This window comes from Ruegeria sp. BJ6 (assembly GCF_056537885.1).
This window is the reverse complement of sequence record NZ_JBQFSG010000001.1, coordinates 804,351-830,836: the sequence shown is the minus strand read 5'-3', so window position 1 is coordinate 830,836 and position 26,486 is coordinate 804,351. Positions and strand designations below refer to the sequence as shown.

The 26,486-nt window shown below is 54.4% G+C and carries 29 protein-coding genes and 1 pseudogene; 17 read left to right on the top strand and 13 right to left on the bottom strand.

Annotated elements, in window-relative coordinates:
- Positions 1-3: 3 nt before the first annotated feature.
- From ACR0D6_RS04035 to ACR0D6_RS04015, 5 genes are read left to right on the top strand one after another with little or no spacing between them, the layout of a single operon-like run.
- Positions 4-795, top strand: a complete 792-nt coding sequence (locus ACR0D6_RS04035; RefSeq protein WP_480764545.1) for an SDR family NAD(P)-dependent oxidoreductase — start codon at positions 4-6, stop codon at positions 793-795.
- The gene (gene kce, locus ACR0D6_RS04030; protein WP_480764544.1) at positions 795-1,727 is read left to right on the top strand and encodes a 3,5-dioxohexanoate:acetyl-CoA acetone transferase; all 933 of its coding nucleotides are present in this window, start codon (positions 795-797) and stop codon (positions 1,725-1,727) included. The genes ACR0D6_RS04035 and kce overlap by 1 nt, the downstream gene beginning before the upstream one ends.
- A 10-nt stretch (positions 1,728-1,737) precedes the next feature.
- Positions 1,738-3,156, top strand: a complete 1,419-nt coding sequence (locus ACR0D6_RS04025) for a gamma-aminobutyraldehyde dehydrogenase (protein WP_480764543.1) — start codon at positions 1,738-1,740, stop codon at positions 3,154-3,156.
- Complete coding sequence (locus ACR0D6_RS04020) at positions 3,156-3,896, top strand: SDR family NAD(P)-dependent oxidoreductase (RefSeq protein ID WP_480764542.1); 741 nt, start codon at positions 3,156-3,158, stop codon at positions 3,894-3,896. Before ACR0D6_RS04025 ends, ACR0D6_RS04020 begins: the two co-directional genes overlap by 1 nt.
- Positions 3,896-4,828: a 3-hydroxyacyl-CoA dehydrogenase NAD-binding domain-containing protein gene (locus tag ACR0D6_RS04015; protein WP_480764541.1), complete on the top strand. Its 933-nt coding sequence runs from the start codon at positions 3,896-3,898 to the stop codon at positions 4,826-4,828. The genes ACR0D6_RS04020 and ACR0D6_RS04015 overlap by 1 nt, the downstream gene beginning before the upstream one ends.
- Here the strand turns inward: ACR0D6_RS04015 and ACR0D6_RS04010 are convergent.
- The 3 genes from ACR0D6_RS04010 to ACR0D6_RS04000 form a co-directional block, all read right to left on the bottom strand.
- On the bottom strand, positions 4,806-5,834 hold the full coding sequence (locus ACR0D6_RS04010) for a GlxA family transcriptional regulator (RefSeq protein ID WP_480764735.1): 1,029 nt from the start codon (positions 5,832-5,834) through the stop codon (positions 4,806-4,808). The two genes, ACR0D6_RS04015 and ACR0D6_RS04010, sit on opposite strands and share 23 nt — an antisense overlap.
- Positions 5,835-6,158: 324 nt before the next feature.
- Positions 6,159-6,581: a putative quinol monooxygenase gene (locus ACR0D6_RS04005; RefSeq protein WP_480764540.1), complete on the bottom strand. Its 423-nt coding sequence runs from the start codon at positions 6,579-6,581 to the stop codon at positions 6,159-6,161.
- A gap of 2 nt (positions 6,582-6,583) precedes the next feature.
- A complete protein-coding gene (locus ACR0D6_RS04000) occupies positions 6,584-8,218 on the bottom strand; it encodes an amidohydrolase (protein WP_480764539.1) in 1,635 nt (544 codons plus the stop codon).
- Between the two features lie 234 nt (positions 8,219-8,452).
- On the opposite strand from ACR0D6_RS04000, the gene ACR0D6_RS03995 reads away from it, so the two are divergent.
- The 6 genes from ACR0D6_RS03995 to ACR0D6_RS03970 all read left to right on the top strand — a co-directional run bounded on the left by ACR0D6_RS03995 (position 8,453) and on the right by ACR0D6_RS03970 (position 13,192).
- Complete coding sequence (locus ACR0D6_RS03995; protein WP_480764538.1) at positions 8,453-9,379, top strand: helix-turn-helix domain-containing protein; 927 nt, start codon at positions 8,453-8,455, stop codon at positions 9,377-9,379.
- 45 nt (positions 9,380-9,424) lie between these two features.
- Entirely contained in the window at positions 9,425-10,312 is an 888-nt protein-coding gene (locus tag ACR0D6_RS03990) for an AraC family transcriptional regulator (RefSeq protein WP_480764537.1), read from the top strand.
- 109 nt (positions 10,313-10,421) lie between these two features.
- Positions 10,422-11,375, top strand: a complete 954-nt coding sequence (locus tag ACR0D6_RS03985) for an alpha/beta hydrolase (RefSeq protein WP_480448599.1) — start codon at positions 10,422-10,424, stop codon at positions 11,373-11,375.
- 60 nt (positions 11,376-11,435) lie between these two features.
- The gene (locus ACR0D6_RS03980; protein ID WP_480764536.1) at positions 11,436-11,930 is read left to right on the top strand and encodes a nuclear transport factor 2 family protein; all 495 of its coding nucleotides are present in this window, start codon (positions 11,436-11,438) and stop codon (positions 11,928-11,930) included.
- Between the two features lie 33 nt (positions 11,931-11,963).
- Positions 11,964-12,488, top strand: a complete 525-nt coding sequence (locus tag ACR0D6_RS03975) for a nuclear transport factor 2 family protein (RefSeq protein WP_480764535.1) — start codon at positions 11,964-11,966, stop codon at positions 12,486-12,488.
- A gap of 11 nt (positions 12,489-12,499) precedes the next feature.
- Positions 12,500-13,192, top strand: a complete 693-nt coding sequence (locus ACR0D6_RS03970) for an SDR family oxidoreductase (RefSeq protein ID WP_480764534.1) — start codon at positions 12,500-12,502, stop codon at positions 13,190-13,192.
- A 2-nt stretch (positions 13,193-13,194) separates the two neighbouring features.
- On the opposite strand, the gene ACR0D6_RS03965 is transcribed toward ACR0D6_RS03970, so the two are convergent.
- Entirely contained in the window at positions 13,195-14,031 is an 837-nt protein-coding gene (locus ACR0D6_RS03965) for a LysR family transcriptional regulator (RefSeq protein ID WP_480764533.1), read from the bottom strand.
- A 90-nt stretch (positions 14,032-14,121) separates the two neighbouring features.
- Here ACR0D6_RS03965 and ACR0D6_RS03960 point away from each other — a divergent pair, with 90 nt between their 5' ends.
- Positions 14,122-15,117 carry a quinone oxidoreductase family protein gene (locus tag ACR0D6_RS03960; protein WP_480764532.1) on the top strand — a complete coding sequence of 332 codons (996 nt, stop codon included), beginning with the start codon at positions 14,122-14,124 and terminating at the stop codon, positions 15,115-15,117.
- 35 nt (positions 15,118-15,152) lie between these two features.
- A complete protein-coding gene (locus ACR0D6_RS03955; protein ID WP_480764531.1) occupies positions 15,153-15,893 on the top strand; it encodes an SDR family oxidoreductase in 741 nt (246 codons plus the stop codon).
- 62 nt (positions 15,894-15,955) lie between these two features.
- Here ACR0D6_RS03955 and ACR0D6_RS03950 read toward each other — a convergent pair whose 3' ends face one another.
- Positions 15,956-16,873: an MBL fold metallo-hydrolase gene (locus ACR0D6_RS03950; protein ID WP_480764530.1), complete on the bottom strand. Its 918-nt coding sequence runs from the start codon at positions 16,871-16,873 to the stop codon at positions 15,956-15,958.
- 95 nt (positions 16,874-16,968) lie between these two features.
- Here ACR0D6_RS03950 and ACR0D6_RS03945 point away from each other — a divergent pair, with 95 nt between their 5' ends.
- The 3 genes from ACR0D6_RS03945 (at position 16,969) to ACR0D6_RS03935 (ending at position 20,153) form a co-directional block, all read left to right on the top strand.
- Positions 16,969-17,865, top strand: a complete 897-nt coding sequence (locus tag ACR0D6_RS03945) for a GlxA family transcriptional regulator (protein WP_480764529.1) — start codon at positions 16,969-16,971, stop codon at positions 17,863-17,865.
- A gap of 246 nt (positions 17,866-18,111) precedes the next feature.
- Positions 18,112-19,128 carry an AraC family transcriptional regulator gene (locus tag ACR0D6_RS03940; protein ID WP_480764528.1) on the top strand — a complete coding sequence of 339 codons (1,017 nt, stop codon included), beginning with the start codon at positions 18,112-18,114 and terminating at the stop codon, positions 19,126-19,128.
- A gap of 98 nt (positions 19,129-19,226) precedes the next feature.
- Positions 19,227-20,153 carry an alpha/beta hydrolase family protein gene (locus ACR0D6_RS03935; RefSeq protein ID WP_480764527.1) on the top strand — a complete coding sequence of 309 codons (927 nt, stop codon included), beginning with the start codon at positions 19,227-19,229 and terminating at the stop codon, positions 20,151-20,153.
- A 60-nt stretch (positions 20,154-20,213) separates the two neighbouring features.
- Here the strand turns inward: ACR0D6_RS03935 and ACR0D6_RS03930 are convergent.
- A pseudogene (locus ACR0D6_RS03930) lies at positions 20,214-20,507 on the bottom strand (TetR/AcrR family transcriptional regulator C-terminal domain-containing protein); the annotation flags it as partial.
- Between the two features lie 123 nt (positions 20,508-20,630).
- Positions 20,631-20,756, bottom strand: coding sequence for a TetR family transcriptional regulator (locus ACR0D6_RS03925; RefSeq protein ID WP_480764734.1), 126 nt, complete (start codon positions 20,754-20,756; stop codon positions 20,631-20,633).
- Between the two features lie 142 nt (positions 20,757-20,898).
- Between ACR0D6_RS03925 and ACR0D6_RS03920 the strand changes: the two genes are divergently transcribed.
- The gene (locus ACR0D6_RS03920) at positions 20,899-21,843 is read left to right on the top strand and encodes an alpha/beta hydrolase (protein WP_480764526.1); all 945 of its coding nucleotides are present in this window, start codon (positions 20,899-20,901) and stop codon (positions 21,841-21,843) included.
- Between the two features lie 119 nt (positions 21,844-21,962).
- On the opposite strand, the gene ACR0D6_RS03915 is transcribed toward ACR0D6_RS03920, so the two are convergent.
- The 6 genes from ACR0D6_RS03915 to ACR0D6_RS03890 all read right to left on the bottom strand — a co-directional run bounded on the left by ACR0D6_RS03915 (position 21,963) and on the right by ACR0D6_RS03890 (position 26,311).
- Positions 21,963-22,394: a c-type cytochrome gene (locus ACR0D6_RS03915; protein WP_480764525.1), complete on the bottom strand. Its 432-nt coding sequence runs from the start codon at positions 22,392-22,394 to the stop codon at positions 21,963-21,965.
- Between the two features lie 582 nt (positions 22,395-22,976).
- The gene (gene sstT / locus ACR0D6_RS03910) at positions 22,977-24,206 is read right to left on the bottom strand and encodes a serine/threonine transporter SstT (protein WP_480764524.1); all 1,230 of its coding nucleotides are present in this window, start codon (positions 24,204-24,206) and stop codon (positions 22,977-22,979) included.
- Between the two features lie 227 nt (positions 24,207-24,433).
- Complete coding sequence (locus tag ACR0D6_RS03905; RefSeq protein WP_480764523.1) at positions 24,434-24,901, bottom strand: cysteine hydrolase family protein; 468 nt, start codon at positions 24,899-24,901, stop codon at positions 24,434-24,436.
- A 19-nt stretch (positions 24,902-24,920) separates the two neighbouring features.
- Positions 24,921-25,334, bottom strand: coding sequence for a VOC family protein (locus tag ACR0D6_RS03900; RefSeq protein WP_480764522.1), 414 nt, complete (start codon positions 25,332-25,334; stop codon positions 24,921-24,923).
- A 276-nt stretch (positions 25,335-25,610) separates the two neighbouring features.
- Positions 25,611-26,000: a VOC family protein gene (locus ACR0D6_RS03895; protein ID WP_480764521.1), complete on the bottom strand. Its 390-nt coding sequence runs from the start codon at positions 25,998-26,000 to the stop codon at positions 25,611-25,613.
- Positions 25,997-26,311, bottom strand: a complete 315-nt coding sequence (locus tag ACR0D6_RS03890) for an ArsR/SmtB family transcription factor (RefSeq protein ID WP_480764520.1) — start codon at positions 26,309-26,311, stop codon at positions 25,997-25,999. The genes ACR0D6_RS03895 and ACR0D6_RS03890 overlap by 4 nt, the downstream gene beginning before the upstream one ends.
- Positions 26,312-26,486: the final 175 nt, after the last annotated feature.

Here is a 26,486-nt window from a genome sequence, read left to right as displayed (position 1 = left end):
ATGATGCTGAACGGAAAAATTGCCCTTGTGACCGGTGCGCGCGGAGGTATCGGTCGCGCGATTGTCACTCGCTTCCTGAAAGAAGGTGCAACTGTATTTGCCGCTGACCTCACACCGGAAGGATCGTTAGATCAGCACGATGACGATGGCAGTCATTTTGTTAAGCTGGATGTCACACGAGAGGCAGACGCGATTACCGCAATGGATCATGTGCGCGCGGCACACGGCAAACTGGACATCCTTGTCAACGCTGCCGGGATCGAGATCGAAAAAACGGTAGAAGAAACCACTTTGGAGGAATGGAACCAAAGCTTTGCGGTCAATTCCACGGGCACTTTTCTGACCTCAAAATACGCCATTCCGTTGATGCGCGAAGCGGCGAATACGGGGAACAGCGCAAGCCTTATCAACTTCGGGTCCTATGACGGATTCATTGCCGATCCAGGGCTTGCCGCTTATTGCGCAACCAAGGGTGCAGTTCACGCTTTGACGCGTGCAATGGCTTGCGATCACGGTCCTGAAGGCATCCGCGTGAACGCCATCTGCCCGGGCTATATCGACACTCCGATGTTGCAGAGCTTTTTCAACGGCGATGGATCCGGCGGTGGCGGTGGCAACATTGAGACACTGCAAAAGGCCGTGCGCGATGTTCATCCGATGCGCACCTATGGGACGCCCGAGGATATCGCAAATCTGGTCAACTGGCTTGCCTCGGACGAAGCGCGGTATGCCTCCGGTCAGTTGTGGGTTTTGGATGGAGGGCTGTCTGCGCAAGTGCAGCAGATGAAGCTCTGATGGCCAAGTCCGTCATCATCACCTGCGCGCCAACGGGGGGCATCCATACACCGTCGATGTCACCGCACCTGCCGATAACGCCCGCCGAGATCGCGACGGCCAGTATTGAAGCAGCGCAAGCAGGCGCATCGATCATTCACTTGCACGCACGGCATCCCGAAACCGGAAAACCCGATCCCCGACCTGAGCTGTTCAAGCAGTTTCTACCTGTAATCAAGCAGTCCACTGATGTGGTGATGAATGTCTCGACGGGCGGCGGTTTGGGGATGTCAATGGATGAGCGGCTGCTGGCGGCGACCTCGACCAGCCCGGAAATGGCATCACTCAACATGGGGTCCATGAACTTTGGCATCTTTCCGATGCTGCAAAAATACAGTGAGTTTCAGCACGATTGGGAAAAGCCATTTTTGGAGATGACAGAAGATTTCATCTTTCCCAACACCTTCAAAACCATTCGTTACGCCATCGAAAAACTTGGAGGCGATCATGGAACCAGGTTCGAGTTCGAATGCTATGATCTTGGCCATCTCTACAACGTCAAATGGTTTGTCGATCAAGGCCTGATCAAACCGCCATTTTTCATTCAGATGGTATTTGGCATCTTGGGCGGCGTTGGCGCAGATGCTGATCATCTGACCCACATGCACAACACGGCCGACAAGCTGTTCGGGGCAGAGAATTACGAATGGTCTGTCCTTGCCGCTGGTCGTCACCAAATGCCATTTGCGACTCAAAGCGCCATGCGGGGTGGCAACCTGCGGGTGGGCCTCGAAGACAGCCTGTTCATAGGCAAAGGAGAGTTGGCAAAATCCAATGCCGAACAAGTCACGCGCATCCGGTCAATCGTTGAAAGCCTTGGCCTTACGGTCGCGACGCCGGCTGAAGCGCGCATGCGGCTTGCACTAAAAGGCGGCGATCAGGTTGGGTTCTAAGGAGACACTTATGCAGACGAAAATGCTGATCAACGGCGAAATGGTGGAAGGTATCGGAGAAGCCTTGGATATCCTGAACCCTGCAACAGGAGAGGTTATTGGTACGGTAAAAGAAGCCAGCGAAGCACAGATCGAGGCGGCAGTGCGAAGCTCAGCAGAGGCTTTTGAAACCTTTTCGGTTACGACCCCTGCTGAACGCTCTGCGATCTTGCTTCGGATAGCCGATGTAATTGAGGCAAACAGCCAAGAATTAGCAGCACTTGAAAGCCTTGATGTGGGAAAACCCTGGCCATCAGCTCATGATGATGAAATGCCGCTAACAATTGATGTCTTTCGCTTCTTCGCGGGTGCCGCGCGCACCATGATAGGGTCCGCTTCTGGTGAATATGTCGCGGGTCATACTTCGATGATCCGGCGTGATCCAATAGGTCCAGTCGCGGCCATCGCCCCGTGGAACTACCCGCTGATGATGGCGTCCTGGAAGATTGCCGCACCTATCGCGGCAGGATGTTCTGTCGTGTTGAAACCTTCCGAGATCACGCCGCTATCCACTCTGCGACTGGCCGAATTGATGCAAGACGTCCTGCCAAAAGGCGTGCTGAACGTGATCCATGGCCGGGGCCCCAGCGTGGGCAATACCTTGATGAACAGCCCACAGATGGAAGGGATCAGTGTCACGGGGTCTCCGGCGACAGGCATGGCTGCAATGCGGGCTGCTTCCCAGAAAATCAAACACGTTCATCTGGAGTTGGGCGGCAAGGCGCCGGTCATAGTCTTTGATGATGCTGATCTGGATTCTGTGGCCGAGACGATCCGATATGGTAGTTACTTTAATGCTGGTCAGGACTGCGCACAGCCTTGCCGTTTGATGGTTGCAGACAAGGTTTACGACAAGCTTGTTGCCGCCATTGCTGATCAGGTCGGTCAGATCCAAGTTGGTGAACCAAAAGCCGAAGGAACAGAAATGGGCCCGCTTGTCTCTGCGGCTCAGCGGGATCGTGTTGCGGGTTTTGTGGATCGTGCGCGTAGCAGTTCCGAAATTGTTGCCGGTGGGGCGTTCGGCGAAGAACGCGGTTTTTTCTACCAGCCGACTGTTGTCGCCAATGTCGACAACAATGCCGAGCTTGCCTGCAATGAGGTCTTTGGCCCTGTCGTTACCATATCCCGGTTTTCTGACGCCGAAGAAGCGCTGAAGATCGCAAACGACAGTCCCTACGGGTTGGCCTCGTCGGTCTGGACACGTGATGTCGGGCGCGCGATGAAAATGACGTCCAAGCTGCGCTATGGGTTTACGTGGGTAAACACGCATGGGGTCGCGACCCCTGAGATGCCATGGGCCGCTATGAAGGGTTCGGGCACAGGCAGCGATATGTCGGTCTATGCGCTGGACGCCTACACTGCGATCCGTCACGTCATGGTGGCACACTGATGCGGTTGGCTGGCAAACGCGCCTTTGTGACAGGCGGCAAGCAGGGCATTGGGCGCGGTATCGTTGAGGCGTTCGTAACCGAAGGGGCCGCTGTCACCACCTGCGGGCGTGGTCCTCAACCAGATGATCTGCCGGAAAACGTGAATTGGTACACGTTGGATGTTCGCGATTCCGAAGCGGTTGCACAAATCGTCAGAACAGTCGGAGGGACAGATATCCTTGTAAATAACGCCGGTGTTCAGGTTGAAAAAACGGTTACCGAAAGCTCGGACGCGGATTGGGACTTGGTGATGGGAGTAAACGCACGAGGCGTTTTTAACTGTTGCCGCGCCTTCATTCCGGAAATGTCACAAGGTGGCTCGATCATCAATATCGGTTCGATCTCGGGCAATGTCGCAGATCCATCTATGGCGCTCTACAATGCGTCAAAAGCGTTTGTACATGGGCTCACACGTTCCATTGCGGTGGACCATGGACCGGCGGTGCGTTGCAATGCGATCTGCCCGGGATGGATTGAAACGGGCATGTTGGACGCAGGGTTCGATCTCGCCCAAGACCCGGAAAAGGCCAAATCAGATGCGCTGGCTCGCCACGCGGTCAAACGCTTTGGCAAGCCAGCCGACATTGCTGCGATGGCCCTTTGGTTGGCCTCGGACGACTCGTCTTTTGCGACCGGACAGTTGTTTACCGTGGACGGGGGAATGACGGCTGCTTCCCCCCTTAATCCAGGACTATTTTAATGTCAGAAATTGAAAGAACCGCCATCCTTGGAGCTGGTGTCATCGGGGCCAGTTGGGCCGCGCTATTTCTCGCCTCGGGCCGTAGTGTGACCGTCTATGATCCCGATCCGAACGCAGAGGTATCGGTCCGTAGGTACGTCGAAAAAGCGTGGCCTGCGTTAGAGGAACTGGGCCAAACAGATAACGCTACTGCCGATGCGATCACTTTTGTGTCGACCGCTGCTGAGGCCGTGCGAGACGCCCAGTTCATACAGGAGAATGTACCAGAGAGGTTGCCGATTAAGCACTCGATCTATGCTGAAATTGAGTCAGACTTGGACGTTGATGCAATAGTTTCAAGCTCAACTTCCGGCCTGACGCTCGAAGCTTTGCAACAGGGATGGCGCGATCCGAGCAAACTGATCTTGGGTCATCCGTTTAACCCGCCACATCTCATCCCTCTGGTCGAGTTGACTGCGAATGACTTCACCGGTTCAGATGTCTTGGATCGCACGGAGTCGTTCTACAAAAACATTGGTAAAGTCACGATCCGGATCAAGAAGGGCATGCCCGGGCATGTCGCGAACCGGTTGCAAGCCGCGGTGTGGCGCGAGGCCGTCCATATGGCGGTCGAAGGTGTTGCCAGTGTTGAAGACATCGACAAAGCGATGTGGGCTGGCCCGGGACTGCGCTGGGCCGCGATGGGTCCGACGACCCTTTTTCATCTGGGTGCAGGCGACGGTGGTCTGAAGGCCTTCTGTGACCATTTCAAAGACACATTTAATGGCTGGTGGGACGATCTGGGCAATCCACGTCTTGATGAGGATGTAATCGATAAACTGGTCTCTGGCATTAAGGATCAAACACAAGGGCAAAGTACAGAAGAGCTATCAGCAAAACGCGACAAGATGCTGACAGCGATGCAAAAGGCTACGCGACACCTTCGGACTTGATATCGGGCTTGAACATCGGCCAAGCGCGAAATTCGAACGGCGTACGGCCTTCAATGCGGTCCGCACTTGGTGTCAGGCCAAAACGTTTTCGATATGCCCGGCTGAAATGAACCTGCCCGTTGAACCCTGATGCTTCTGCTATTTCGCTGAACTTCAACTCGGTCTGTGTCACCAATCCGCGCGCGCGATCAAGGCGTATGTCACGGTAATACTCGATCGGCGACTTTTGGACATATTGCTGAAACAATCGGCTCAGTTGTCGTTGCGAAATCTTCAAACGCGCTGATACTTCCGGGATCGACAGGGTCGTTTCCAAATGCGCCTCCATTAGGTCGATCGCGTCCCGCACTATCCCAGAGGTGACATACCCAAGCGGTTCCACGTCTTTCGGGTTCTGAGACTGGCCTTCACCGCGCACATTGTGATGAAACAGATATCGTGCAGATGCATTTGCGATACTTTCACCAGCGATAGAGTGCACAAATCCCAAACCCAGATCGGTTGCTGCTGATCCCCCACAGCACGTGAAAATCCTACCATCCGCAACAATCATGTCTTCTGAAACGGTGGTGTCCTGTGCCATTTCTGCAAATGCATCAATATGCTCATAGTGAACAGTGGCGGTCTTGCCCTTCAGTAGTCCAGCAGCTGCAAGAACAATCGCACCAGTGTCCAAACCAACAACGATTGCTCCACCCGACTCCCATTTCTGAAGTGCTACCTTGAACTGAGGTGTCCCGTGCCGTTCAGGTGTCCAACTTGTACTCACAAGAACCAGCCAAGGCATGTGTCCCGTCAAGTCCGCCAATGGGGCAGTGTCAACAACCAGGCCACTGCTGGACTCAACTGGACCACCGTTGTCTGAGGCATAGGTCCAGGAAAATCGAGCCGAACCTGTCAGATAATTTGCAATTCTGAATGGATCCACGAAAGAAGTCGTAGCCGAAACATTAAAATGCGGACTCACCAAAACAACGATTTCCAGCTTGCGTTCTATTGGCTGCATCATGACCGATTTTGTAAAATAGCGTCCAAAATTGTCAATTGAGTTCTGAAAAAGCAAACACCAATTCGCGGGCTCAAAAGAAACCAAAGTACTAAGGAAATCACTGCCTGAACGCGACAGATGAACCTGCGAGATCAGCGCCGTTTTAGTTTGGCATCAAGCAGCCGTTCGCTGCTTTTGCAGTACAAAGCACAATCGATGGTAGCAACGCGAAGATAGCAACCTTTGCATAGACTGGCTTGCTCCCCAAAAACTGACTTTCAAAAAGGACTCTCAAATTGCCATTGTTCCTCATGGCGGTCATTCACCAATTTTTAGCGTCAGCTAGTTCCCAACGCTTCCCTGAGCAACGCTCGCAATCGGCTTCCCGATTTCAGCACCTATGGCCTCAAAGGCATCGCGATGCGATTCCGACAATTCCGACAGCGTCACGATGGACTCGAAAGTTGCCAGTGCCACCAGGTCATTTAGGAAAGGGGCAATTATCTTTTCATGCTGTTCATGAGCTGCGGCGTCGACGTAGCGTTCGTAACCATATACCCGCTCCCCAGAGCGTGCGAATTCATAGATGAGCAACCCGGAATTCTCAGATGCGGCTTCAACCATTTGGCCTGCGAGTTCGTCAAATTTTTGTTGATTTTCCTTAGGAACGTTCAGAATGGCGATAAAGGCGACATCTGCGTGAACTGCCGCCGGAACAGCCACTGCAAGCGCAGTTGCAGTTCCGGTTAAGAGGTTGCGGAGCAAGGTCAGAGACCTTCCCGATGCGTAAACCGACCATCCATCACTGTGCCCAGCACCTTGATACCCGAGATATTGGCGGTTTCGGCCTCCAATATATCCTGATCAAGCACCACGAGGTCAGCATACTTACCCACTTCGATGGAGCCAATCTTGTCTTCCATTGCTTGTTGCGCAGCAGGGTAGATGGTCACGGCTTTCAAGGCTTCCTGCAACGATGCCGGTTTGCGGGAAAGCGGGAACTGTTTGGACTCGTCATTAAACGGATCACGAAGCGTCATCGCGATCTCTACATTCAGCAGAGGTCCGATCAGATCAATGGGGGCTGATGGTACGTCCGAAGAGATAGACACGTTATGCCCCAATGCCATCAGGGATGAATAGCGTGCAAAGGTTGCCTCAACCCGCGCACGGCCCAGCAAGTCGAGGGCGTTAACATCCTGCGCTTCCCAATCGACATGAAAAATGGGTGTCGTGTTCACCATGATTTCGTTTTCGATAACCGTTTCGTGGTCTTTGTCGGTAACCCAGAAATAATGGTGCAGCACGTTGTTGGGAACGTCGTAGCCGGCGCCGCGCGCTGTCATGATCGCGTTCACGGTGTTACGTACGGTTTGCGAGCCGTCCACATGTGTCCCCACCGGAAGTCCGTTTTGATTTGCTTGCAAGTAAACAGACGTGATCATCGGACCCTCAATTGCCGCGGCACCCCGTGTTCCGTCGGTGTAAGGATCAATCATCCACGCTGTTTGAGAACTCCAATTGCCTTCAGGGTGAATTTTGATGCCCCAAACACGCAGCATGTCGCTGTCATATTTTTCCCGCAGCTCAAGGGTGTGCTGGACGATGTCGTCCGCATTGGCGGTTGGGTCCTTAAAACCAGTTGCAACGAAGGTGCGGATATTCAGCTCACCTGCTTTTTCAAGCTCGTGAAGGTGGGCCAGTGCAAGTTTCTCGTCTTCTTTGCCCAGCGAAAGATCCGTAACCGTCGGCATAGCGATGAGCGGGACGTGAACTGACGTCAAACCGGTTTTTACAGCTTGGTCATAAAGCTGTTTTTGGATGTCCGGAATGGACGAAGCAGCATCCCATGCTCCGGCGTTTCGGAAAGCCGAAGCCCACTGAAACTCAACCCCGATGCCTGTCTGGTTTCCTTCAGCATCCCGTTGCCAAAACATAACGCCCGGCACCTGATCAGGATCGTCCGGTGGCACTTGGCCGACCTCAAAGGCTTTCGAGTTCATCCATACATCATGAATTGTGAAATCGAGGATAAAGATCGGGCGGTCAGGCACAACGGAATCCAGATCTTCCTTTGTCGGCCACCCGCCAAACGAAACTTGATTGAAACCGTATCCAAGGATCAGGTCTTCGTCTGGATTGGCCTCCGCATATTCCTTAATCGCAGCAAGTGCCTCGTCCAGGCTTTCGATTCCGAACAGGCTGACCCCGCGCGTTGTCCAGCCCGAGGCGATTATGTGATCGTGACCGGACACGAACCCTGGCAAAAGCGTGTTCCCGCCCAGATCAAGAACCTCTGTATCCGTTCCAACAAAAGCCTCTGCCCCGGCGGCGTCACCCACATATGTGATTTGGTTGCCAGTGACTGCAACGGCCTCGGCGGTAGGATTGGCGTCGTCCATTGTCAGAACGCTAGCATTGGTAAAGACGATGTCTGCGTCTTGGGAATAAGCTGAGGTCGCAAATGCGACGAAGGCGGCCGATAGAAGGAATTTTGGGCAACGGCTAATAATACGCAAAGTCTCCTAAACGTTGGTTCTCAACTATTTGACGCTAGCAACTGTAACATATTGCGATATCCGAATAGTGCCATTTTTAAAGTTGACTTAGAAAGGACCACTGCTTCCAATGCTCAAATGAATGAAAATGCTCGTTCAAGCAGGTATGGCCTAACTGCCTATCAGGTCGAAGAAATGCCGTCGGATGATGAATGGGAACTTGAAGTTCTTCAGCTCTCCAGCGGTCCTCTGAACTACAAGCTTTATGTGATCGACCTTGGAAGGGTGGCATTCGAGTTTCCGCGTTGCGACGCTGCGCTACACGTCGGCGACGTGCACAGCGCTCCGTATTATAGTTTCGGCTTCGTTACGGATGGAGAGAGCGCCCCAAAGCTACTTGGAAGATCAATCGACAAAGATGAAGCCATCGTTTGGCAGCCCGCCGACCCGTTTCGCTATGAATTTGTTACTCCCAAAAGCATGCGCGGGCTTATTGTGAGAGTAGACGAAAAATTTGCGGAGCTGCGTGGCTGGGCTGCAAAAATACCCAGATACCTCAAGCCGAAGCCTTCTGCGTTCAAAAAACTGCAATCTCTTTGCTATGCGATCAGGGACCGAAAGATTCCAAATACGCGTGGCGTCGACTACGTACTTGTTGAGTGGTTAGAGATGGCCTTTGGCAGGCAGTTATTCGTCGACGCAGATGCAAGGAGGGATCCTTTCAACGCGCCGGTTCTGGCCCTCGTTGATCAAGCGCGAACCTATTTATCGGGGCCCGACGTACAAGAGATCGAGAACATTGACGAATTGGCATGGAATATGGGTGTCAGTCGAAGGACGCTATTTCGCGCGTTCCGGCAGTGGCCCGGTGTTAGCCCGGCACGATATTCGTGTGCGCTGCGCCTTGGCGAGGTGCGTCGACAGCTGATTGAATGCGGGCCTGGCGAAGCTAGTGTAACTTCTCTGGCGCAGGATCACGGATTTACGCATGCGGGTAGATTTGCAGCAGAGTACCGCAACTTCTTTGGAGAAAAGCCCTCAGAAACGCTGCGTCGGCACAATTGACTGGGATCATCGAGGATTGATCAGCTTCGCTTCAGGATTCATAGGTTGCCCCTAAGATACACCGACATTTACCCCTCGGAACCGCTGCTCAGCAGCGATGCGATGGCGCGTCCGTCAGCAGCGGGGCTTATGTCAGTGCGATATTTTCAGGCCGAACCGGATCAGATGCCGGAAGAGGTGTTTGAAGAGCATCACGTGCTTCTAAACCTTAATCCCAAGGCGCATCGCGTGCAAAATTGGCGGGATGGTGAACTGCGCGATTTCACGTTCCAGATGGACGAGATTGTTGTCACGCCGGCTGGGATGCGATCCGGCTGGCGGTGGCATGAAAAGTCGGACGTGATCGTGATCACACTGGACCCCGCTAAGGTGGAGCAGTTTGCGCAATCCGAGCTTGGCATGTTGCTGGATCCCCAGCAGTTTCGGAACCTTCCGCAGTTTTCCGACCCCGACCTTTGTGCTGCCGGGGTTATCCTGCGGGACGCGCTTGAGGCAGACGATATGTCTTCGGCCGTGATGTTCGAAGCGATGAGCCGTGTGTTTCTGGTCAAGCTTTTACAGAAATACGGGAAACGCCGCGCTGACGAGATCGAACTTTCGGCGCGATTCACATCAGGGCATTACCAGCGCGTTCTCTCCTATGTGCAGAACCGTTTGGATCGGACGATCACGGTGGATCAACTGGCCGCAGAGGTCGGGATGAGCCAGTCCCATTTTGCCCGTGTGTTCAAGGAAACGCTTGGATCTACACCCATGCAATATGTCATGGCCTATCGGATCGAGCAGGCCATCAAGATGATGGACGACGCAGAGCGTCCGCTTGGTGACATCGCTCTGGCGTGTGGCTTTGCGGATCAAGCGCATTTCACACGCAGCTTCAAGCAGGTCGTAGGGCAGACCCCTCGGGCGTATCGGGCGTCAAAACCTGTCTGAAGCAGGATCATTCAAAAACCCGGCAGTCAGGTGCAATTAATCTAGGCGAGTGCGCCGTATCTCTTTGGTCATCGGGCTTGAGCCCAAACAAATCAACGGAGATACAGTCGTGAAAACTCTTGCTCTGACTGCTGCCGCCGGGCTTATGGCCTCCACTGCTGCCATCGCTCAGGTCGAAACCCGGACCGTGACCTTCGAAAACGAAGGCGCCATTCTTTCGGGTACGCTCTACTTGCCGGAAGAACGTGGTGACGCGCCGCTGCCAACTGTCGTTGTGACCGGTGCCTGGACCTCGGTTCAGGAACAGATGCCTGCAAACTATGCCCGTGAAATGGCCGAACGTGGTTTTGCCGCCTTCACCTTCGATTTCCGCGGCTGGGGCAAATCCGGCGATCTGCCGAACAACGTGCGTTTCGTAGAAAGCCCCGAGGCCAAAACTTCGGATATCAAGGCTGCATTTGAGTTTGTCGCAACCCTACCCGAGGTCGACGCCGGCCACGTCAACGGCTTGGGGATCTGTGCCTCTGCTGGCTATATGGTCGACGCTGTGGCAGGCAACCCGCTGGTGGATCGCCTTGGTCTGGTAGCCCCTTGGTTGCACAACAAAGAGATTGTTGAGGCCGTTTATGGCGGTGAAGAAGGCGTTGCGGGCCTAATCGAAGTTTCGCATGCCGCCGAAGCCAAGGGTGGCGAAATCATCCCCGCTGCGGGGCCCGAAGGCGCTGAGGGCGTTCTGATGCCGATCGGTGGCTACTACTACGAAGCCGACCGTGGCGCGATCCCGGAATATGACGACAAGTGGAACAACGCGGGCTGGGAAGGCTGGCTGACCTATCATCCTGCCGATAACCCACAGCGCTTGGACAAGCCGCTGGCTATCGTGCACTCGGAAAGCGCCGCCATCCCGCAAGGCGTGCAAACCTTCCTGGCAGGCTTTGCTGGCGAGGCCACCGCTCGGTGGTTGGAAGACGTGACCCAGTTCGACTTCTACGACAATCCCGAGGATGTGACCCGCGCCGCCGACACAGTGGCCGACCATTTCCGCATTGGCCTTGAAGGCTGAACAGAACCGGTAGATGCCGGGCGATGCTGCCCGGCACTTCCTCATTCCGTAGGAAAGCCAATGACTCGCAAAATTCTCGCAACCCTTGCAACCGCATCCCTGATCGGAGGCACCGCGATGGCCGAAACACCCGAAGACAACATGAAAGTCGTCCAGGATTTCTTCGCTGCTTATGGCGCCAATGACCTCGACGGGATCAGTGCTGTCATGGACGAAAATGTGAAATGGCACATTCCGGGCCGCCACCCTCTGAGCGGTACCAAGAATGGCCGAGACGAGGTTCTGGCCTTTTTTGCCCAGCTCGGCGTGGCCGGATTTCAGGCTGATCCGATCTATTTCGGTGCCGATGAAACCCATGTGGTTGATATCCACCGGGGCTGGTCCAATGCCGAAGGCAAGCCGAATGTCGATACGATCTGGGCGCTGGTCTACCGGATCGAGAATGGCAAGATCGTCGAGGCAACCAATCTCAGTGCTGATCAGGACGCTGCCAACACCTTTTTCTGGTCACAATACCAACTGGCACCTGTGCCCGAGCGCTTGGCCAATGAGTGAAGCAACTCCGCCAACCGATGAAAGGACACTGAAATGACCCGTGGATTTATTGCAACTCTCGCGGCCGCAACCCTGATTGGAGGCACTGCCATGGCCGACATGATCCCCGCCGACACCGCCCAAGGCATCAGCAAGGCAATCACCGACATCGCCGCCGGGGCCGACCGTCACGATTGGACCCGCGTGCGCGGCGCCTTTGCCGACACCGTCACCATCGACTACACCGGACTGTGGGGCGGCGATCCCGTTACTCAGCCCGCCGATGAACTGATCGCCGGTTGGGCCGCCTTCCTGCCCGGCTTTGAAATCACGCACCACATGGTGACCAATCACACGATCGCCGAACTGACCGATACCAGCGCCAAGGCAGAGGCCGACTTTACCGCCACCCACCGGATTGAGGACGGGTTCTGGGTGCTGGGAGGGCGGTACAGCTATGATCTTGTGAAATCGGATGACCGTTGGCTTGTTACATCCATGACCATGACACCTCTGTGGGAGACCGGTGACCGCGCTATTGTGGGGCAGGCTGGAGAACGCGCCGCTTCCGAAAAGTGAAAGGGTTCACAATGACCAAGCCACGTATTGCTCTTGTAACCGGCGCCAATCGCGGGATTGGGAAAGAGGTTGCCCGGCAGCTGGCCCATGATCACGGAGTGAAAGTTCTGATCGGTTCACGCGATCTGGCAAAGGGAGAAGCCGTTGCACATCAGATCGGACTGGACTCAGAAGCCATTCAGCTGGACGTGTCCGATCCCACTTCGGTCGCGGTCTCATTCGCCAAGCTCGAAGCGGAACATGGTCACCTCGACATCCTCGTGAACAATGCTGGTGTGGATTATGACACCGATCAGCGGGCGCATACCGCCGATCTTGCCCGCGTCCAGCGCGCATTTGAGACCAACCTCTTTGGTCCTTGGGCCACAACCATTGCTGCGGTGCCGCTCTTGAAGCGGGGAGACAGCGCCCGGATCGTGAACGTGTCTTCCGGGGCCGGGGCTATTCATGGAATGTCCTCAGGGACACCGGGTTACGGTATCTCGAAAGCGGCGTTGAATGCGCTGACCTTGAAGACGGCAGCGGAATTGAAGCCGCAGCGTATCCTCGTCAACGCCGTTTGCCCCGGCTGGGTGGCGACAGACATGGGTGGCGGTGGTCGCCCGGTGTCCGAAGGTGCCGAAGGGGTCGTTTGGGCCGCAACCCTGACCGATGCAGGCCCCACAGGAGGCTTCTTTCGCGACGGGAAGCCCATCGACTGGTAGCCTCAGCCGGTCGCCATGTGGTCGATCAACCTTCTGACTCGTAACGGCAACAGGCGGCGGCTGGGATAAACCGCAAACATGTCTCTGGTCAGGGGGATGGTATTCTCGACGTGCAAGGGCTGAATGTCCCCCCCGACCATATCTAGCGGCAGCATCGCGATACCCAGATTGCGACGAACCGCCTGCTCGATAACATCAAGATCACCGAAGCTATGCACAATCTGTCCCGGTTGCAGTGTCTCACCGGTTTCAAGCACCCATGACTGTCCTGCCGCCAATGCAGGAAGGGTCAGTAACTCTTCACGCGACAATGGCTCACGCAAATCACGATCTTCGACGAACTTCGCCCCGGCGCAGAAACAATAATCAATCGACCAAAGTTTCTTGGCGATTAGGTTGGAATCCGAGAGCGGCCCAACCCTGAAAGCAAGGTCGATGTTGTCGCGAAAGAAATCGAGAAACAGGTTTGTCGTTGTCAGTTCAAATTCCACATCTGGGTGTTGCTCAGCAAAATCCAGCAAGCGTGGGCCGACGGTCTTGCGGGCGGCAAGGGGTGGGGCAGTGATGCGGATCATATGCCGCCGCGTGTCATCGGCAAAACCCGCCACCTCTTGAAGCGCCTCGATCGGATTCTGACACCGATCCAGAAGCCGGCGACCCTCTTCGGTCAGGCGCACCTGTCGGGTCGTGCGTTCAAACAGTTTTGCACCAAGATGATCCTCAAGCTCCGCAATACGGCGGCTGACCCGGCTAAGCGGGATGGCCAGTTGCTCGGCAGCGGCGGAGAAGCTGAGGTGATTAGCGACGGCGGTGAATAGGGCTAGGTCATTGTAGATCATTATCCTTTTTATGGGATTAATAGTTCTACTTTCAATTATTATCCCTGTACGCCGCTTTCTCTATCTTCTCCTCAACAAAAGGAGAACACCATGTCATATGCAATCGAAATCACTCAGACCGGCGGGCCAGAGGTCTTGCGCGAAACTGATCTCGCGGTGCCTGCGCCGGGCGAGGGTGAAGTCGTGATCCGCAACCGCGCCGGGGCCGTGAACTTTATCGATACGATCATCCGTCGGGGCGAAATGCCCGAAGGAATGATGCCCGATCTGCCTCTTGTTCCGGGTGTTGAAGGCGCCGGGATTGTCGAAGTCATAGGCGATGGTGTTGCTGGAATCACCGTGGGTGACCGCGTGGCTTGGATGGGTCCGGTTGGCGCAGGCGGCTATGGTACGCATTCTGTGATCAGCTCTCCTTACGTGGTTCGGCTGGCCGATGAAGTCAGCTTCGAAACCGCTGCATCGATCCCGGTGAACGCGATGACCGCCTATCACATGCTGGTCAATCTCGGCGGTGCCTCAGCCGGAAATACGGTGCTGGTTCATGCCGCCGCTGGCGGCGTTGGCACCATGGCTCTGCAGATCGCGAAACACCTGGGCCTGACAGTGATCGCCTCGGTCAGCACAGACAAGACCAACTATGCGCAAGAGCAAGGTGCGGACTACGTGATCGATTACCGCAAAGAGGAAGTTGCCGCACGGGTAATGGAACTCACCGGTGGGCGCGGCGTTGACCTGACGCTGAACCCGATCTCTGGGGAAACCCTGAAATTCGACCTCGACGCGCTGGCCCCGCTGGGAACGGCGGTGCTGTTCGGGTTCCTTGCCGGCTCGCCCGCAGGCAGCTTTGCCGACGATTTGGCGAAGCATTTTCAGAAATCCGTCGCGGTACGTGTAAGCGATATTTACACCTATTTCACCAATCGCCCCAATGCCTTCAACTCTGACATGGCGAATGTGTTTGACATGTTGAAACAAGGCGTTCTGCGTCCGCATATCACGCCTCTACCAGTTGCAGAGGCTGCAGAAGTGCATCGACGTCTTGAAGCAGGCGAGACCACCGGAAAGCTTGTACTGAGCATCGATTGATCCAATCACATCGACTGATCTTAGGAATGACTGAAATGAATACAGTTTTCGACACCGCCCTTAAGGGCAAACATGTTGTCATCGTTGGCGGCAGCAGCGGCATGGGCAAAGCTACCGCAAAACTGGCCGCGGCGCTTGGGGCATACGTCACTATCTCCAGCCGCAACGTGGACAAGCTGAACGCCGCCGCGACCGAGATCGGGGGAGGCGCCAAAGTGGCGCCTGTGGACACGACCGACGAGGCCGGTGTGAAAGCTTGGGCCGCTGAACTTGGCACGGTGGATCACTTGGTGATCTCGGCCTCCAGTGCAGTGCATGGTGCCTTCATCGAACTGCCAACCAATGAATTGCGTGGCATGTTTGAAGCCAAGTTTACGGGCCCGTATGTCACCGCACGAGAAGTGCTGCCGTCACTGGTCGAAGGCGGTTCGATCACCTTCTTCTCTGGTGTCCTCAGCCGTCGCCCATCCGCCGGGGCGTCAGGTCTTGGGGCCGTGAATGCGGCGGTCGAAGCGCTGCCCAAAGGACTGGCGCTTGAACTTGCCGGACGCGCGCGGGTTAACTGCATCAGTCCCGGCATGGTCGCCACAGAGGCCTACGAAAAAATGCCTCAGGAAGCACGGGACGCCATGTATACCGAAGTCGGTGGCAGCTTGCCCGTTGGTCGTGTTGGTCAGGCCGAAGACATCGCACAGACCGTCATCATGGCAATGACCAATGGCTATCTGACCGGTGCCGTACTCGACGTAGACGGTGGGCATATGGTGCGGGCCTGAAGCGATAGGCGAAATCGCATGGGTGAAAGAGCAGCGCTGCACTTTCACCCGTTTCATTAACTTCATGCCAGAGGGATAAAGGTAAACCCGTCACCACTGCGCGTCACGCGCCCGGTTCCGGGGTAGCTCAGATGGGTGGCCGAGAAGACCGTCTGATTGTCGGCCAGTTGGCCAAGCAGCTTTGTCCGGGTTGCGACGGCCTTTTCTGGGTCGGAATCCAGCGCATAACGTACCGATGGGTTCGCGAACTGAAGTACTTCTGAGATGATGGCGTCACCAACAATCAGCAGCTCAGTGCCATTCTCGGCCATGATGCGCACTCCGGTGTGCCCCGGGGTGTGACCATGGAGTGGAACCAAAGTGATGCCACCGCCCAGATCCGCTTTGCCCTCATAGGATTTAACTCGACCTGCCAATGGGGCCGCAATGGATTGCAGCAAATCAATCATCGGCTTGTCCGCATCAGGAGCAGCGGCTGGCAAGTCCGGGTTAGTCCAAAACGCCCATTCGGCTTCCGCGACATGAATGGTTGCGTTTCGGAACCCGCCCGCGTCCGGCCCCATCAGCCCGCCGATGTGATCGGCATGCATGTGGGTTAGAATGATATCGGTGATCGCGTCCTTCTCGATCTCTTCCGCAGCAAGCAATGCGTCCAGCTTGCCGACGGTTGGAAACATCTCGGAAAGTGCCGCGCCCGATCCCGTGTCGACTAGAACGGTGCGCGCACCGTCGCGCACCAACCAGATCGTTGCTCCAATTTCGATGGGATCCCCTGCGGCTGCCGTGGCCGCGTCGTCTGCACCCTGAAAGAAGGCGGGCGGGATTTCAAAATAACCATCCGATAGCATCGAAACCGTCTTTGTACCAACGTTCAGCGTGGCGATCTCAGCCGCAAAAACAGGCTTGGGTAAACCGGCAGCAGCGGCAGTCCCAAGCAGGGCGGTTGAAAATGTGCGGCGAGTAAGCTCTGGAGTTTTCATCTGCTGATCCTTTCACGTTTCTGGATCCCAATTTGCTACTCTCAAGTTTTTCTGCTATTGGCAGAGAAGACAAAAACTATGCACAAACTGCCATTATGACCGATCAATCACGTATTGCGGTTGTCAGATACCGGGGCGCTTTGACCTCAGCCGTTCACGGCATTGAAGAGATGTTGAGTTTTGCCGGAGCTCTTGATGGGCATCGTCCCCTGAGCGTGACCATTATCGACACAGTAGCTCCCGGATATGACGCCTATATCTTGCCGCCGGCGGGACAAGAGGTTGACGTATCGGCCCAACCCGACATTCCAAAACTCCTGAAACAAGAACACACACGCGGAGCGCTTGTGTGTTCGGTGTGCGTGGGATTGGTCTGGTTGGCAGAGGCGGGTGTATTAGGCAATCGGCCAGTGACAACCCATTGGGGATTGGAAACACTCATGTCCGAGCGATACCCCGAAGCCGCTACGGACGTGGACCAGATCCTGATCGAACACTCTGACCTGACGACTGCGGGGGGTATGATGGCATGGGTGGATTTGTCCATGGCGTTGATTGAGCGGTTTGTTGGCCGTGACGCGATGATCGAAACCTCGCGCCGGTTTGTCGTTGATGTTGGACGGATGGATCAACGGCGCTATCGCAGTTTTACACCAGACCTATCGCATCAGGATGCCGCGATCCGAAAAGCGCAGCTGGCCATCGAAAGCAACTATGCGTTGCGTTTGTCGGTGGATGATCTTGCCCTGCAGGCGGGTCTGGCAGAACGCACTTTCATCCGTCGCTTTGTATCTGTGACCGGAATGACGCCGATCGCCTATGTTCAGGCCGTCAGGATCGAGAAGGCCAAAGACTTGCTGATCCATTCGACAAAGCAGATCCAGCAAGTTGCGTTTGACACGGGGTACGCGGATCATTCCTCTTTTGGTCGAAAATTCCATCAGGCAACGGGGATGACACCCAAGGATTTCCGGCGGAAATTTTCGGCCTGACTTGAAACTGGAAACTCGTTCGGCGCGCTGATCAGTCGTGGCCAACGGGAACAGGTAATGGGCTTTTATCCCGATGTGTTCTCTGAGTTCGAATGCGCGGTGATTGGCGGTAGCCGCAAATGGCAGCGACTGAGGTCTCATAGCAGTCGGAGGATTGGCGCGTCCCGCGATATATATGGCGGGTGTTGCCATAAGCTATCTTGGCAGAATTGGCTATGTTCTATTCAGATGCCAAGGGACAGATAAATGCCAACGCCTGATCGGATAAAGACGCCAGACACTTTCTGGAAGGCTCTCGGAAGCCTGTCGATTAATCGCGCAGCTCTGCTGCGTGAGGCCAGGCTACCACCGAGTGCGTTTTCGTCAGAGGCGCGTATGAGTACCAAGCAGCTCTTTGCAATATGGGAGGCGCTTCAGACTTTGGGCGGCGAAGATATTGGGCTGGCCTTGACGCAGGCCATGCATGGGCCGACGTTGCCCCCGTCCTTTTTAGTCGCTTTTCACGCCAAGAACGTTGGCGAAGCTCTGCACCGTGTTGCGCGGTTCAAGGCGCTTTGCGCACCGGAAGAATTCCAAGTGGCCGTAGAAGGTGAAAGCTGTGTCGTGTCTACCGCCTGGACATACGCCAAGCAGACAGAACCCGACGCGCTAACGGACGCCACCTTTACATTTCTTGTGAACATGGTGCGTGCTGGCACTGGGCTGAAGATCAAACCCAAGGTAATCGAGCTGCGACGTAGCCCAAGCGATAGGCTTGAAAACTGGTACGATTGCCCGATCACATGGAATGCGCCACAAGCTCGCCTTGTCTTTGACAAAGCCGATTTGGATATTCCCTTCACCAGCTATAACAGCGAGCTTTTGGTGATGCTGGATGCCGCGCTTGAGGCTGATTTGAACAAGGCCGAAAACACGACATCATTAACCGATCAGGTGCTCTGGCACCTTCGCCGTGCGCTGACTGCAGGGCGCCCGGAATTGCGCAGCATCGCGCGTGAAATGGCGGTCAGTGAACGATCCTTGCAGCGGCATCTCAAAGGCGAAGGACACAGCTTCAAATCACTGCTGTCGGACACTCGACATCAGCTGGCGCAAGAGTATCTGGCCGAGCCGGACTTCGATATCAATGAGATCGCATATTTGCTTGGGTGCGAAGACCAGGGATCGTTCTACCGCGCCTTCCAAAAATGGGAGCGTCAGACCCCAGCTGAGTGGCGCGCCAGATTGCCGAACAGCCCGGACAAGGTGCCAAGCCGAAGCTAGCCTGCGCCAAACTGTCAACGCAGAACTTAACCCCCATTTTTACGGGACCAGCATGTCGGACCCGCACCATGAAACACGTCAAAATCAGGAGAAATGGCATGACCGTTCAACCAAACGAAGACCAACGCGCAACCCTCAAGGCCGTGGCGCGCTGCCTAGTGTCAATCGATGGTGGACGCGCTCCTATCCTGGAAACTCCAAAGGACTATGGGCTCGAATTCGAAAACGTCACATTCCACGCGGAAGATGGCGTCAAACTTGCGGCTTGGTTCATTCCGGCAGAAGGTTCTGACAAGCTCATCATTTGCAATCACCCCGCGACCTTGAACCGCTACGGTTTCCCCGGCCACATGAAACCTTGGAGTGATTTCCAGAATATCGAGGTGAAATTTGGAAGGGTGCACAAAGCCTTGCACGACGCGGGTTACAACGTCCTGGCTTATGACTTGCGCAATCACGGCGAAAGCGACGGTGTTGCGGACAATGCTTGGGGTCAGGGCTTCGCTGATGAGTACAAGGATGTTCTGGCGGCCTTCGACTACGTCAAATCTCGGGGCAAACTGAAAGACATGAAAATTGGTCTGTTCAATCCCTGTGCCGGTGGAAATGCCGCGATGCACGCCATGACAGAACGCCCCGACTATTTTGAAGACGTGAAAGCGTTTATTTGCGCGCAGCCAGCATCAATCAATATCATGTCTAAGGTTTCATTAGACGCCATGGGGCTGGGAGCGTTCCACGATGTTCTGGGTGAAGAAATTGAAAGGATCAGAGGCGTGACGCTCAACGAGATGACCCCACATCTTCACGCCAAGAACGTTACCATGCCAACTTATATCGTGCAGAATAGGGATGACGTCTGGACTATCCCCGATGACGTGCAAACGACCTATGATCTGATCCCGGTTGACGACAAGAAACTGCACTGGATCAAAGAAGGCGATACCCGGCGTTTCATCGGCTACAACTTCTTCGGTGAGCATCCCGAAACGATGATCGAGTTCTTCGACAAGTATATGAACTAACTGATGTTTCGGCCTGCAAGATCGCGTGTTGTTTCAGCAATGTGCGATCCACCGTTTGGCTCATCTGTCGGGTTCGTAGTGTGTCAGGAACATCGCGATGCATTCGTCCATTACGCTCTTCGGCGTGGGGCTTTCGCCCTGAAAGACACTGATGAGAACGAGGAGCTGACTTGTCGCAAAAGCCGGATCGGTTCTGCGGATCACGCCCGCTTCCATAGCGTCTCCGATCAGTCTTGTGACCGGATAGTCATGTGTTTCAGAGTCCAAGTGGATTTGTCGGGAGCGATCCAGATCAACGATCAACTCTGATATGGCCATGCGGTTCAGGCCAATGGCCGTCTCGTCAGTGATTACCCGAACAAAGCGCTATAAGGCATCCTTCAATTGTCTGAAGAATTCGCGATCCGGGTCATTGGGCACCGGCTCCATTCTCCAGTTGCGTTCGATCATGATCTCAGGGGGCGCCTCAAACAGCACCTATTGGCTCTCCAAATGATTGTAGAAAGAGCGACTCGATACATTCGCATTTTCGGCGGTCGTGGTCGCCTTAGCCCCTGGAAAACCCTGCTCACGGAACTCTTCGATGGCTGCATCGAGAAGTATTTTCGTTTCTTCTCAATGCGTTTCATGATTTTCCCCAAAAAGTAAAAAGAATTGTTTACAAGCGCCATTTCAGAGTCGTAAGTAAACAGAGAAATTTACTTATGTAAGGCGAGATGCCGACCAACTCGAAAGGACTATGAATATGGCTCCTCAAAATCTGACTGCTGGCAAAAACTCTGTAACGTTCAAATCCTTTGGAGTGGAATTGGCAGGTGATCTCTACCTTCCCGAAGGATTTGATAGATCCAAGACCTATAAGGCCATCGTGGGCGCCAGCCCGTTCCCACAGGTCAAAGACCAAATTCCGGCGACATACGGGCCGGAGATGGCCGCACGGGGTTTCATCTATTTGGGGTTTGACTACCTGGGCATTGGTACTTCTCCGGCGCTTCCGGGCGAATTCAAGCAGTCCCGCTATGTGTTCCGCCTGATTGAAAACACTTGGGACGCAGTGTCTTTCTTGGGCACCTTGCCTTTCGTCGAAGAAATCCACGGTCTGGGCGTGTGCCAAGGTGGTTCGATTATCGCTTCGGCCGCTGTGACCGATCATCGTATCAAGAAGATCGCCATGGTGTCCGGCATGATGGCGGCGGATGCATTCCAATGGGCAGACCGCGACATGGTCAATCAACAGATTGCGGCCTCCAATGCGTCGATGCAGAAAATGTACGAAACAGGTGAGCCGGACTATGTCGCCCCCTTCGGCCTGAACGATGAACAATCAAAAGAAGAGTTTGTCGGCTCGGGGGTCAATCCGATGGCGGAAGAAAGCTATAACTACTATGGGCGCGATGGGGTCAAAGGACCGACTGCCGTACCGACATATACCAACATGCATATTGGCGATCAGGGCATGCAGTCTTTGATTTCGATCGGGGAAGCCTATGCAGACAAGATCGTGCAGCCTTCTCTGACCATCTATAGCAAGTCGGCCTTTACAGCGATTTGCTCGACCCAATTTGTCGAGAAGCTGACAAACGAGCATGAGGAACTGGCCTTCGACGAATTTAGCCATGTTGATTTCTACTACAAGCCTGAGGCGGTGAAGGCGTCAACCGACGCTGTAGCGGAGTTCTTCAACAGGTGAACTAGTTTGGCAAAGGTCACGTCGTGACCTTTGCCTTCTCAATATTGTTTGGCGCAAGCTTTTGAGAGGCAAAATCGCAAACCAAACAAAGCGTTAAAACCTTCTTTATTGCGCCATCCTCAGTTTATTCCGTTGGCACGCTGGATTTCACGAATGTACGCGATCACCGATGATACGTCCCCTCGCGTCAAACCTTCAACGGGTGGCATGTCACCAAACCGCCAATGATGGCTTCTTACACCTTGTGAAACCGCCCTCTGAAAGGCTTCGTCAGCGTGGTGGCTGGGTTCGTATATTTTGTGGATCAGCGGCGGTCCGGCACCTTCTACTCCGACCGCATTAACGCCATGGCAAGAGGCGCAGGAGACATCAAAGATGCGCTGGCCGATTGCTGCATTGCCCTCGATGGACGGCATCTGAATTGCGACTATGGCGCCGCCTTCACTTGCCTCTGGCGGTGCCGCTTCTTCGGCTGGGTTGGGTCGAAGAGTTAATAAGGCGGCAAGGGCAGCGACGGCGCAGACGCCGATTAGTAGGTAACTTTTTTTCATTGATTGATCCTGACTTTGTAGAAGCTGGTAGTGTTGCGGCACTTTGCGAACAGCCGCGTGTGCCGGTCGCTCAGGTGCGCAAGGGTTTTCGCAGCTTCAAAGGTCAGGGGGTCTGTAGGGGCTGTCTGGTTCGGTAAGCCTGGTAAGGGCTCCAATCTGGAGCTCCGGGTTGATCTCACGCGGGGATCGTAAAACGTCGTGGTTCTGAGAGACCAATACAACTGCTTGGCAAAGAGCGAGATTACACTCTCCAGTGTCAGAGACATACGGTTCGTGTTGGTGGTTTGGGGGCGATATATCGGCGCTGTAATTCGCCATCGCTGCTTGTTCAGCCGACTGCATTTGGTCCATGCAGTGAAAGCCGATGCAGCCATTTGACAGAGCGTGAGCAACGCCGCCAAGTCCGGTCAATAAAGCCAGAACGCTAACCAGTAGCACAAGTGAGTATCGTCTGATGGCCATAGTTCAGGACGCTACTGCACAAGATCTCGAATGACAACGTCGGGCGATCCCATTGCGGACCAAGTGATTGTTCAACCGCCAACTATCGTCGGCGGCTGAACAAAGTGTTTTAGGCACTGCCTAAGCGACGACCTGTGCCACGGGCAGTTTGCGCGGGTAGGGATCGCCTTGCTTATACGACCCTGCCGCGGTGAACAGGACATCTGTCGATGAGTTCAAACCGGTTTCAGCAGAATCTTGCAAAACGCCGATGATGAAGCCGATACCAACCACTTGCATAGCCGTCGCGTTGTCGATGCCAAACAAACTGGCAGCCATCGGGATCAGCAACAGTGAGCCGCCTGCAACGCCCGAAGCCCCAGTAGCGGCAATCGAGGCAATGATGCTCAGGAATAGGGCCGAGAGGAAATCGACCTGAATGCCCAATGTATGAACGGTTGCCAGCGTCATGACTGTGATGGTTATGGCAGCACCGGCCATGTTAATCGTCGCACCGATTGGGATAGTGACCGAATAGGTCTCTTCATCCAGATTCATACGGCGGCAAAGTTCCATGTTCACCGGAATATTGGCGGCCGAGCTGCGCATGAAAAAAGCGGTAATCCCGGATTCTCTCAGGCATGTGAAAACCAACGGATATGGGTTCTTGCGAATGCGCAGGTACACGATCAGCGGGTTCACGACCAGCGCCATGAAAATCATGCAGCCGATCAACAACGCCAGTAGTTGGCCATAGCTTGCAAGTGTTCCAAAACCGGTCTCAGCAATTGTCGAGGCCACGATACCGAATATACCGATTGGGGCCACACGGATTATTGCTGCCACGATCTTGGTGATTGCGCCATCCAGATCCGACATCAGGGTCTTGGTCGAGTCACTAGCGTGGCGGAAGACCAGCCCAAGGCCAACGGCCCAGGCGAGAATGCCGATGTAGTTAGCGGTTGCCAGCGCATTCACGGGATTGTCCACGATTTTCAGCAGGATGTTCTTGACCACTTCGGCCAGACCGTCAGGGGCATCCAGCAACTCGGGCGTACCCGTTAGATGCAATGTGATCGGAAACATATAGCTGGCTGCAACGGCAACCAGTGCAGCTGCAAAGGTTCCGAGTAAATACAAAAGTATCACGGGGCCCATGCGCGCCTCGCTGTCCTTTTTGTGGTTTGTGATCGCCGCGCAAACCAGGATCAGAACCAGTACCGGTGCAACGGCTTTCAATGCATCGACAAAGAAGTCGCCAAGCAGGCCAGCGGCCGAACCGGCAGCAGGCCAAAGAGTGGCGAGAAGAGCACCAGCCACGAGGCCGATGATGATTTGAGTAACCAGGCTACCACGCAGAACAAAATTCATGGGGACCATCCTGTTCGAATAGGGGCCTGAGGGGTGAAACTCACACCCACGCAGGCTCGGTTAAAGTTGAAAGGCTGGTGGCTATTTGGGCGCTTTAGAATCATTTTAAACGCCTCAAGAAGGCCAAGACTTTTGTCAGGCTTGGCAGAAGCAATTGTTTTTAGACCAAAAATGCGTGAATTACTTCGGTATTACAAAGGCTTACCCTGCGTCAACTTGGTTGCCCGCTAAGTGATTTCTAAATGATTCTTAATAACTTTCCCAAAGTGGTGGCGCCATAAATCGACCCCCAGCTGGCCGCTGCGGTCCAGTGACGAACCAACAACAGCATCGGCCACGATGGTCGGATGAAGCCCCGCATCGAAGAGTGCAAACCCTGCGGCCAGAACGCAGGCATCCGCCTGAATGCCACAGACCAATACGCGCTCGATCTTCCAGTTTTTGAACTGCTCTATAACCTCTGAAGGTGGACCATATCCATGTTTAATAACGGTGCGATCTGTTTGAACGAGGCTGGCATTGTCCAGGTCGGGCTTCCATCCAAGCTGCTCGAAGAAAGGTACCTTGACCTCATCATGGCGCACTACCGTGGCAATAGAAGGCAAGCCGGACGCTAACACCTGGCAACGCTCGACCAACCAGCGCGGCGGGTTAAAGTTGGGCTGAACATCGATTACCAGTACGGCTTGTTTCAATACGCACCTCCAATACAGATCAAATCGCCTGATGGACCTCGATAATATTCCCCTCTGGGTCGTGAAAGAACACTTGGTGCCACTCTTTTGCGAAGGCGGTACCGTAGTCCGAATAGGAGATTCCGTTGTCGTCCAGAAGCTTTTTGAAGGCCACTATGTCGTCGGTACGGAATGCGATATGGCCACGTTCAACGGGATTGATGGCCTCATTGTTCTTAAATGCAACGTTGAGGTTTTTTTCAGCCAGATGCATCTGCATTCCGCCATCAGTCGCGAAACGGATTTTGCCACTGTAGCCACTATCATCGGTCTCATCTGGCCGGGGGAAGTTCTCAATCGGTATATCGGCAAGCCCCAGCACCTGCGTGTAAAACCGGTGCATCCGATCGACGTCTTCCGAGACAAAGTTGATGTGGTGAAATTCAAGTTTCATGAAGGCCAGGCCTTTTGATTGGTCAGTCTGATCAGAAAATCTCAAGAAAAGGCGACAGGCAAGCCCTGTGCCAAAGAGAATGAAATAGCAGGGAAGGGGGCCGGATATCGATCATGTGTTTTTCCTAGTCTTCTTGCACCGAAAGTGCCGGACCTTCCGCGCGGCCGGTTGTTCAGCAGACCAGGTTGGACGTCTGCTTCGTGGACTTAGCTACCGTTGAGATGCGCTCAACGGCTGCCGGTACTTTGTAAATGTCGGAATTCGAATGCTCTCGGGTCAAACATGTAACTCGACTAGCTGGATAAGGTTTCCGCAGGTGTCGTCAAAGACAGCCATCGTCGCGCCACCAGCCTTCACAGGGGGTTGTGTGAACTCGACACCAGCTTCCTCTAGTTTGGCAACCTCGGCCTCAATGTTGTCGACGCTGAATGCCGAAACGGGAATACCATCGGCCATAAGCGCTTTCTGATAGGCGCGCGTTGCAGGGTGCGCGTTCGGTTCTAAACCCAATTGTACTCCGTCAGTTTCCTCCATTGACACCAATGTCAGCCAACGATGTTCGCCTAGAGGGATATCGTGCTTCACAACGAACCCGAGTTTGTTCGTGTAGAAATCAAGAGCCTTAGATTGATCATCAACAGCAATGCTCTTCATGTACATTTTCATACTCTGTCTCCTTGAGAAAATAATTCCACCCAGGGATTGATCGCATAAGCAATTGGCGCAGCCACCAGCGTGTGAATTTTTGTGCGCCCTCGCCATGCAGTGCTGATTAGGCCTGCCTGCTCCAGCGTATTCAGATGCCTTGTGATGCCTTGTCTGGATATTGTGACTGAATGCTCTTCGAGCAGCCGTGCGCAGAGTTCGAAAAGCGTCTGTTCGTCACGCTTTCTCAACTCATCAAGCACCAACAAGCGTGTTGTGTCACCAAGGGCGTTGAACAAAATGCTTAGCTGCGGATCGAACTGAATGCTCATACCTTATAATGCAACAATATTGTTGCATGTCAAATTGAACCGACCAGGCACTAAATCAATCAAACAACCGCACTGAAAACGGGATCGCGGCCAAAGTTGCGAAAAGTCACGCGATGAAACAGAACCTAAAATTTCTTGAAAGCGGGCGTATGGCGAGGATGCAATCGTCGCCACT

What these genes read in the sequence shown, in the direction of transcription:
- ACR0D6_RS04035 (WP_480764545.1), top strand. Translation starts at nt 4, where the DNA reads ATGCTGAACGGAAAAATTGCCCTTGTGACCGGTGCGCGCGGAGGTATC.
- kce (WP_480764544.1), top strand. Translation starts at nt 795, where the DNA reads ATGGCCAAGTCCGTCATCATCACCTGCGCGCCAACGGGGGGCATCCAT.
- ACR0D6_RS04025 (WP_480764543.1), top strand. Translation starts at nt 1,738, where the DNA reads ATGCAGACGAAAATGCTGATCAACGGCGAAATGGTGGAAGGTATCGGA.
- ACR0D6_RS04020 (WP_480764542.1), top strand. Translation starts at nt 3,156, where the DNA reads ATGCGGTTGGCTGGCAAACGCGCCTTTGTGACAGGCGGCAAGCAGGGC.
- ACR0D6_RS04015 (WP_480764541.1), top strand. Translation starts at nt 3,896, where the DNA reads ATGTCAGAAATTGAAAGAACCGCCATCCTTGGAGCTGGTGTCATCGGG.
- ACR0D6_RS04010 (WP_480764735.1), bottom strand. Translation starts at nt 5,834, where the DNA reads ATGCAGCCAATAGAACGCAAGCTGGAAATCGTTGTTTTGGTGAGTCCG.
- ACR0D6_RS04000 (WP_480764539.1), bottom strand. Translation starts at nt 8,218, where the DNA reads ATGGACGACGCCAATCCTACCGCCGAGGCCGTTGCAGTCACTGGCAAC.
- ACR0D6_RS03995 (WP_480764538.1), top strand. Translation starts at nt 8,453, where the DNA reads ATGAATGAAAATGCTCGTTCAAGCAGGTATGGCCTAACTGCCTATCAG.
- ACR0D6_RS03980 (WP_480764536.1), top strand. Translation starts at nt 11,436, where the DNA reads ATGACTCGCAAAATTCTCGCAACCCTTGCAACCGCATCCCTGATCGGA.
- ACR0D6_RS03975 (WP_480764535.1), top strand. Translation starts at nt 11,964, where the DNA reads ATGACCCGTGGATTTATTGCAACTCTCGCGGCCGCAACCCTGATTGGA.
- ACR0D6_RS03970 (WP_480764534.1), top strand. Translation starts at nt 12,500, where the DNA reads ATGACCAAGCCACGTATTGCTCTTGTAACCGGCGCCAATCGCGGGATT.
- ACR0D6_RS03965 (WP_480764533.1), bottom strand. Translation starts at nt 14,031, where the DNA reads ATGATCTACAATGACCTAGCCCTATTCACCGCCGTCGCTAATCACCTC.
- ACR0D6_RS03960 (WP_480764532.1), top strand. Translation starts at nt 14,122, where the DNA reads ATGTCATATGCAATCGAAATCACTCAGACCGGCGGGCCAGAGGTCTTG.
- ACR0D6_RS03955 (WP_480764531.1), top strand. Translation starts at nt 15,153, where the DNA reads ATGAATACAGTTTTCGACACCGCCCTTAAGGGCAAACATGTTGTCATC.
- ACR0D6_RS03950 (WP_480764530.1), bottom strand. Translation starts at nt 16,873, where the DNA reads ATGAAAACTCCAGAGCTTACTCGCCGCACATTTTCAACCGCCCTGCTT.
- ACR0D6_RS03945 (WP_480764529.1), top strand. Translation starts at nt 16,969, where the DNA reads ATGACCGATCAATCACGTATTGCGGTTGTCAGATACCGGGGCGCTTTG.
- ACR0D6_RS03940 (WP_480764528.1), top strand. Translation starts at nt 18,112, where the DNA reads ATGCCAACGCCTGATCGGATAAAGACGCCAGACACTTTCTGGAAGGCT.
- ACR0D6_RS03935 (WP_480764527.1), top strand. Translation starts at nt 19,227, where the DNA reads ATGACCGTTCAACCAAACGAAGACCAACGCGCAACCCTCAAGGCCGTG.
- ACR0D6_RS03920 (WP_480764526.1), top strand. Translation starts at nt 20,899, where the DNA reads ATGGCTCCTCAAAATCTGACTGCTGGCAAAAACTCTGTAACGTTCAAA.
- ACR0D6_RS03915 (WP_480764525.1), bottom strand. Translation starts at nt 22,394, where the DNA reads ATGAAAAAAAGTTACCTACTAATCGGCGTCTGCGCCGTCGCTGCCCTT.
- sstT (WP_480764524.1), bottom strand. Translation starts at nt 24,206, where the DNA reads ATGAATTTTGTTCTGCGTGGTAGCCTGGTTACTCAAATCATCATCGGC.
- ACR0D6_RS03900 (WP_480764522.1), bottom strand. Translation starts at nt 25,334, where the DNA reads ATGAAACTTGAATTTCACCACATCAACTTTGTCTCGGAAGACGTCGAT.
- ACR0D6_RS03895 (WP_480764521.1), bottom strand. Translation starts at nt 26,000, where the DNA reads ATGAAAATGTACATGAAGAGCATTGCTGTTGATGATCAATCTAAGGCT.
- ACR0D6_RS03890 (WP_480764520.1), bottom strand. Translation starts at nt 26,311, where the DNA reads ATGAGCATTCAGTTCGATCCGCAGCTAAGCATTTTGTTCAACGCCCTT.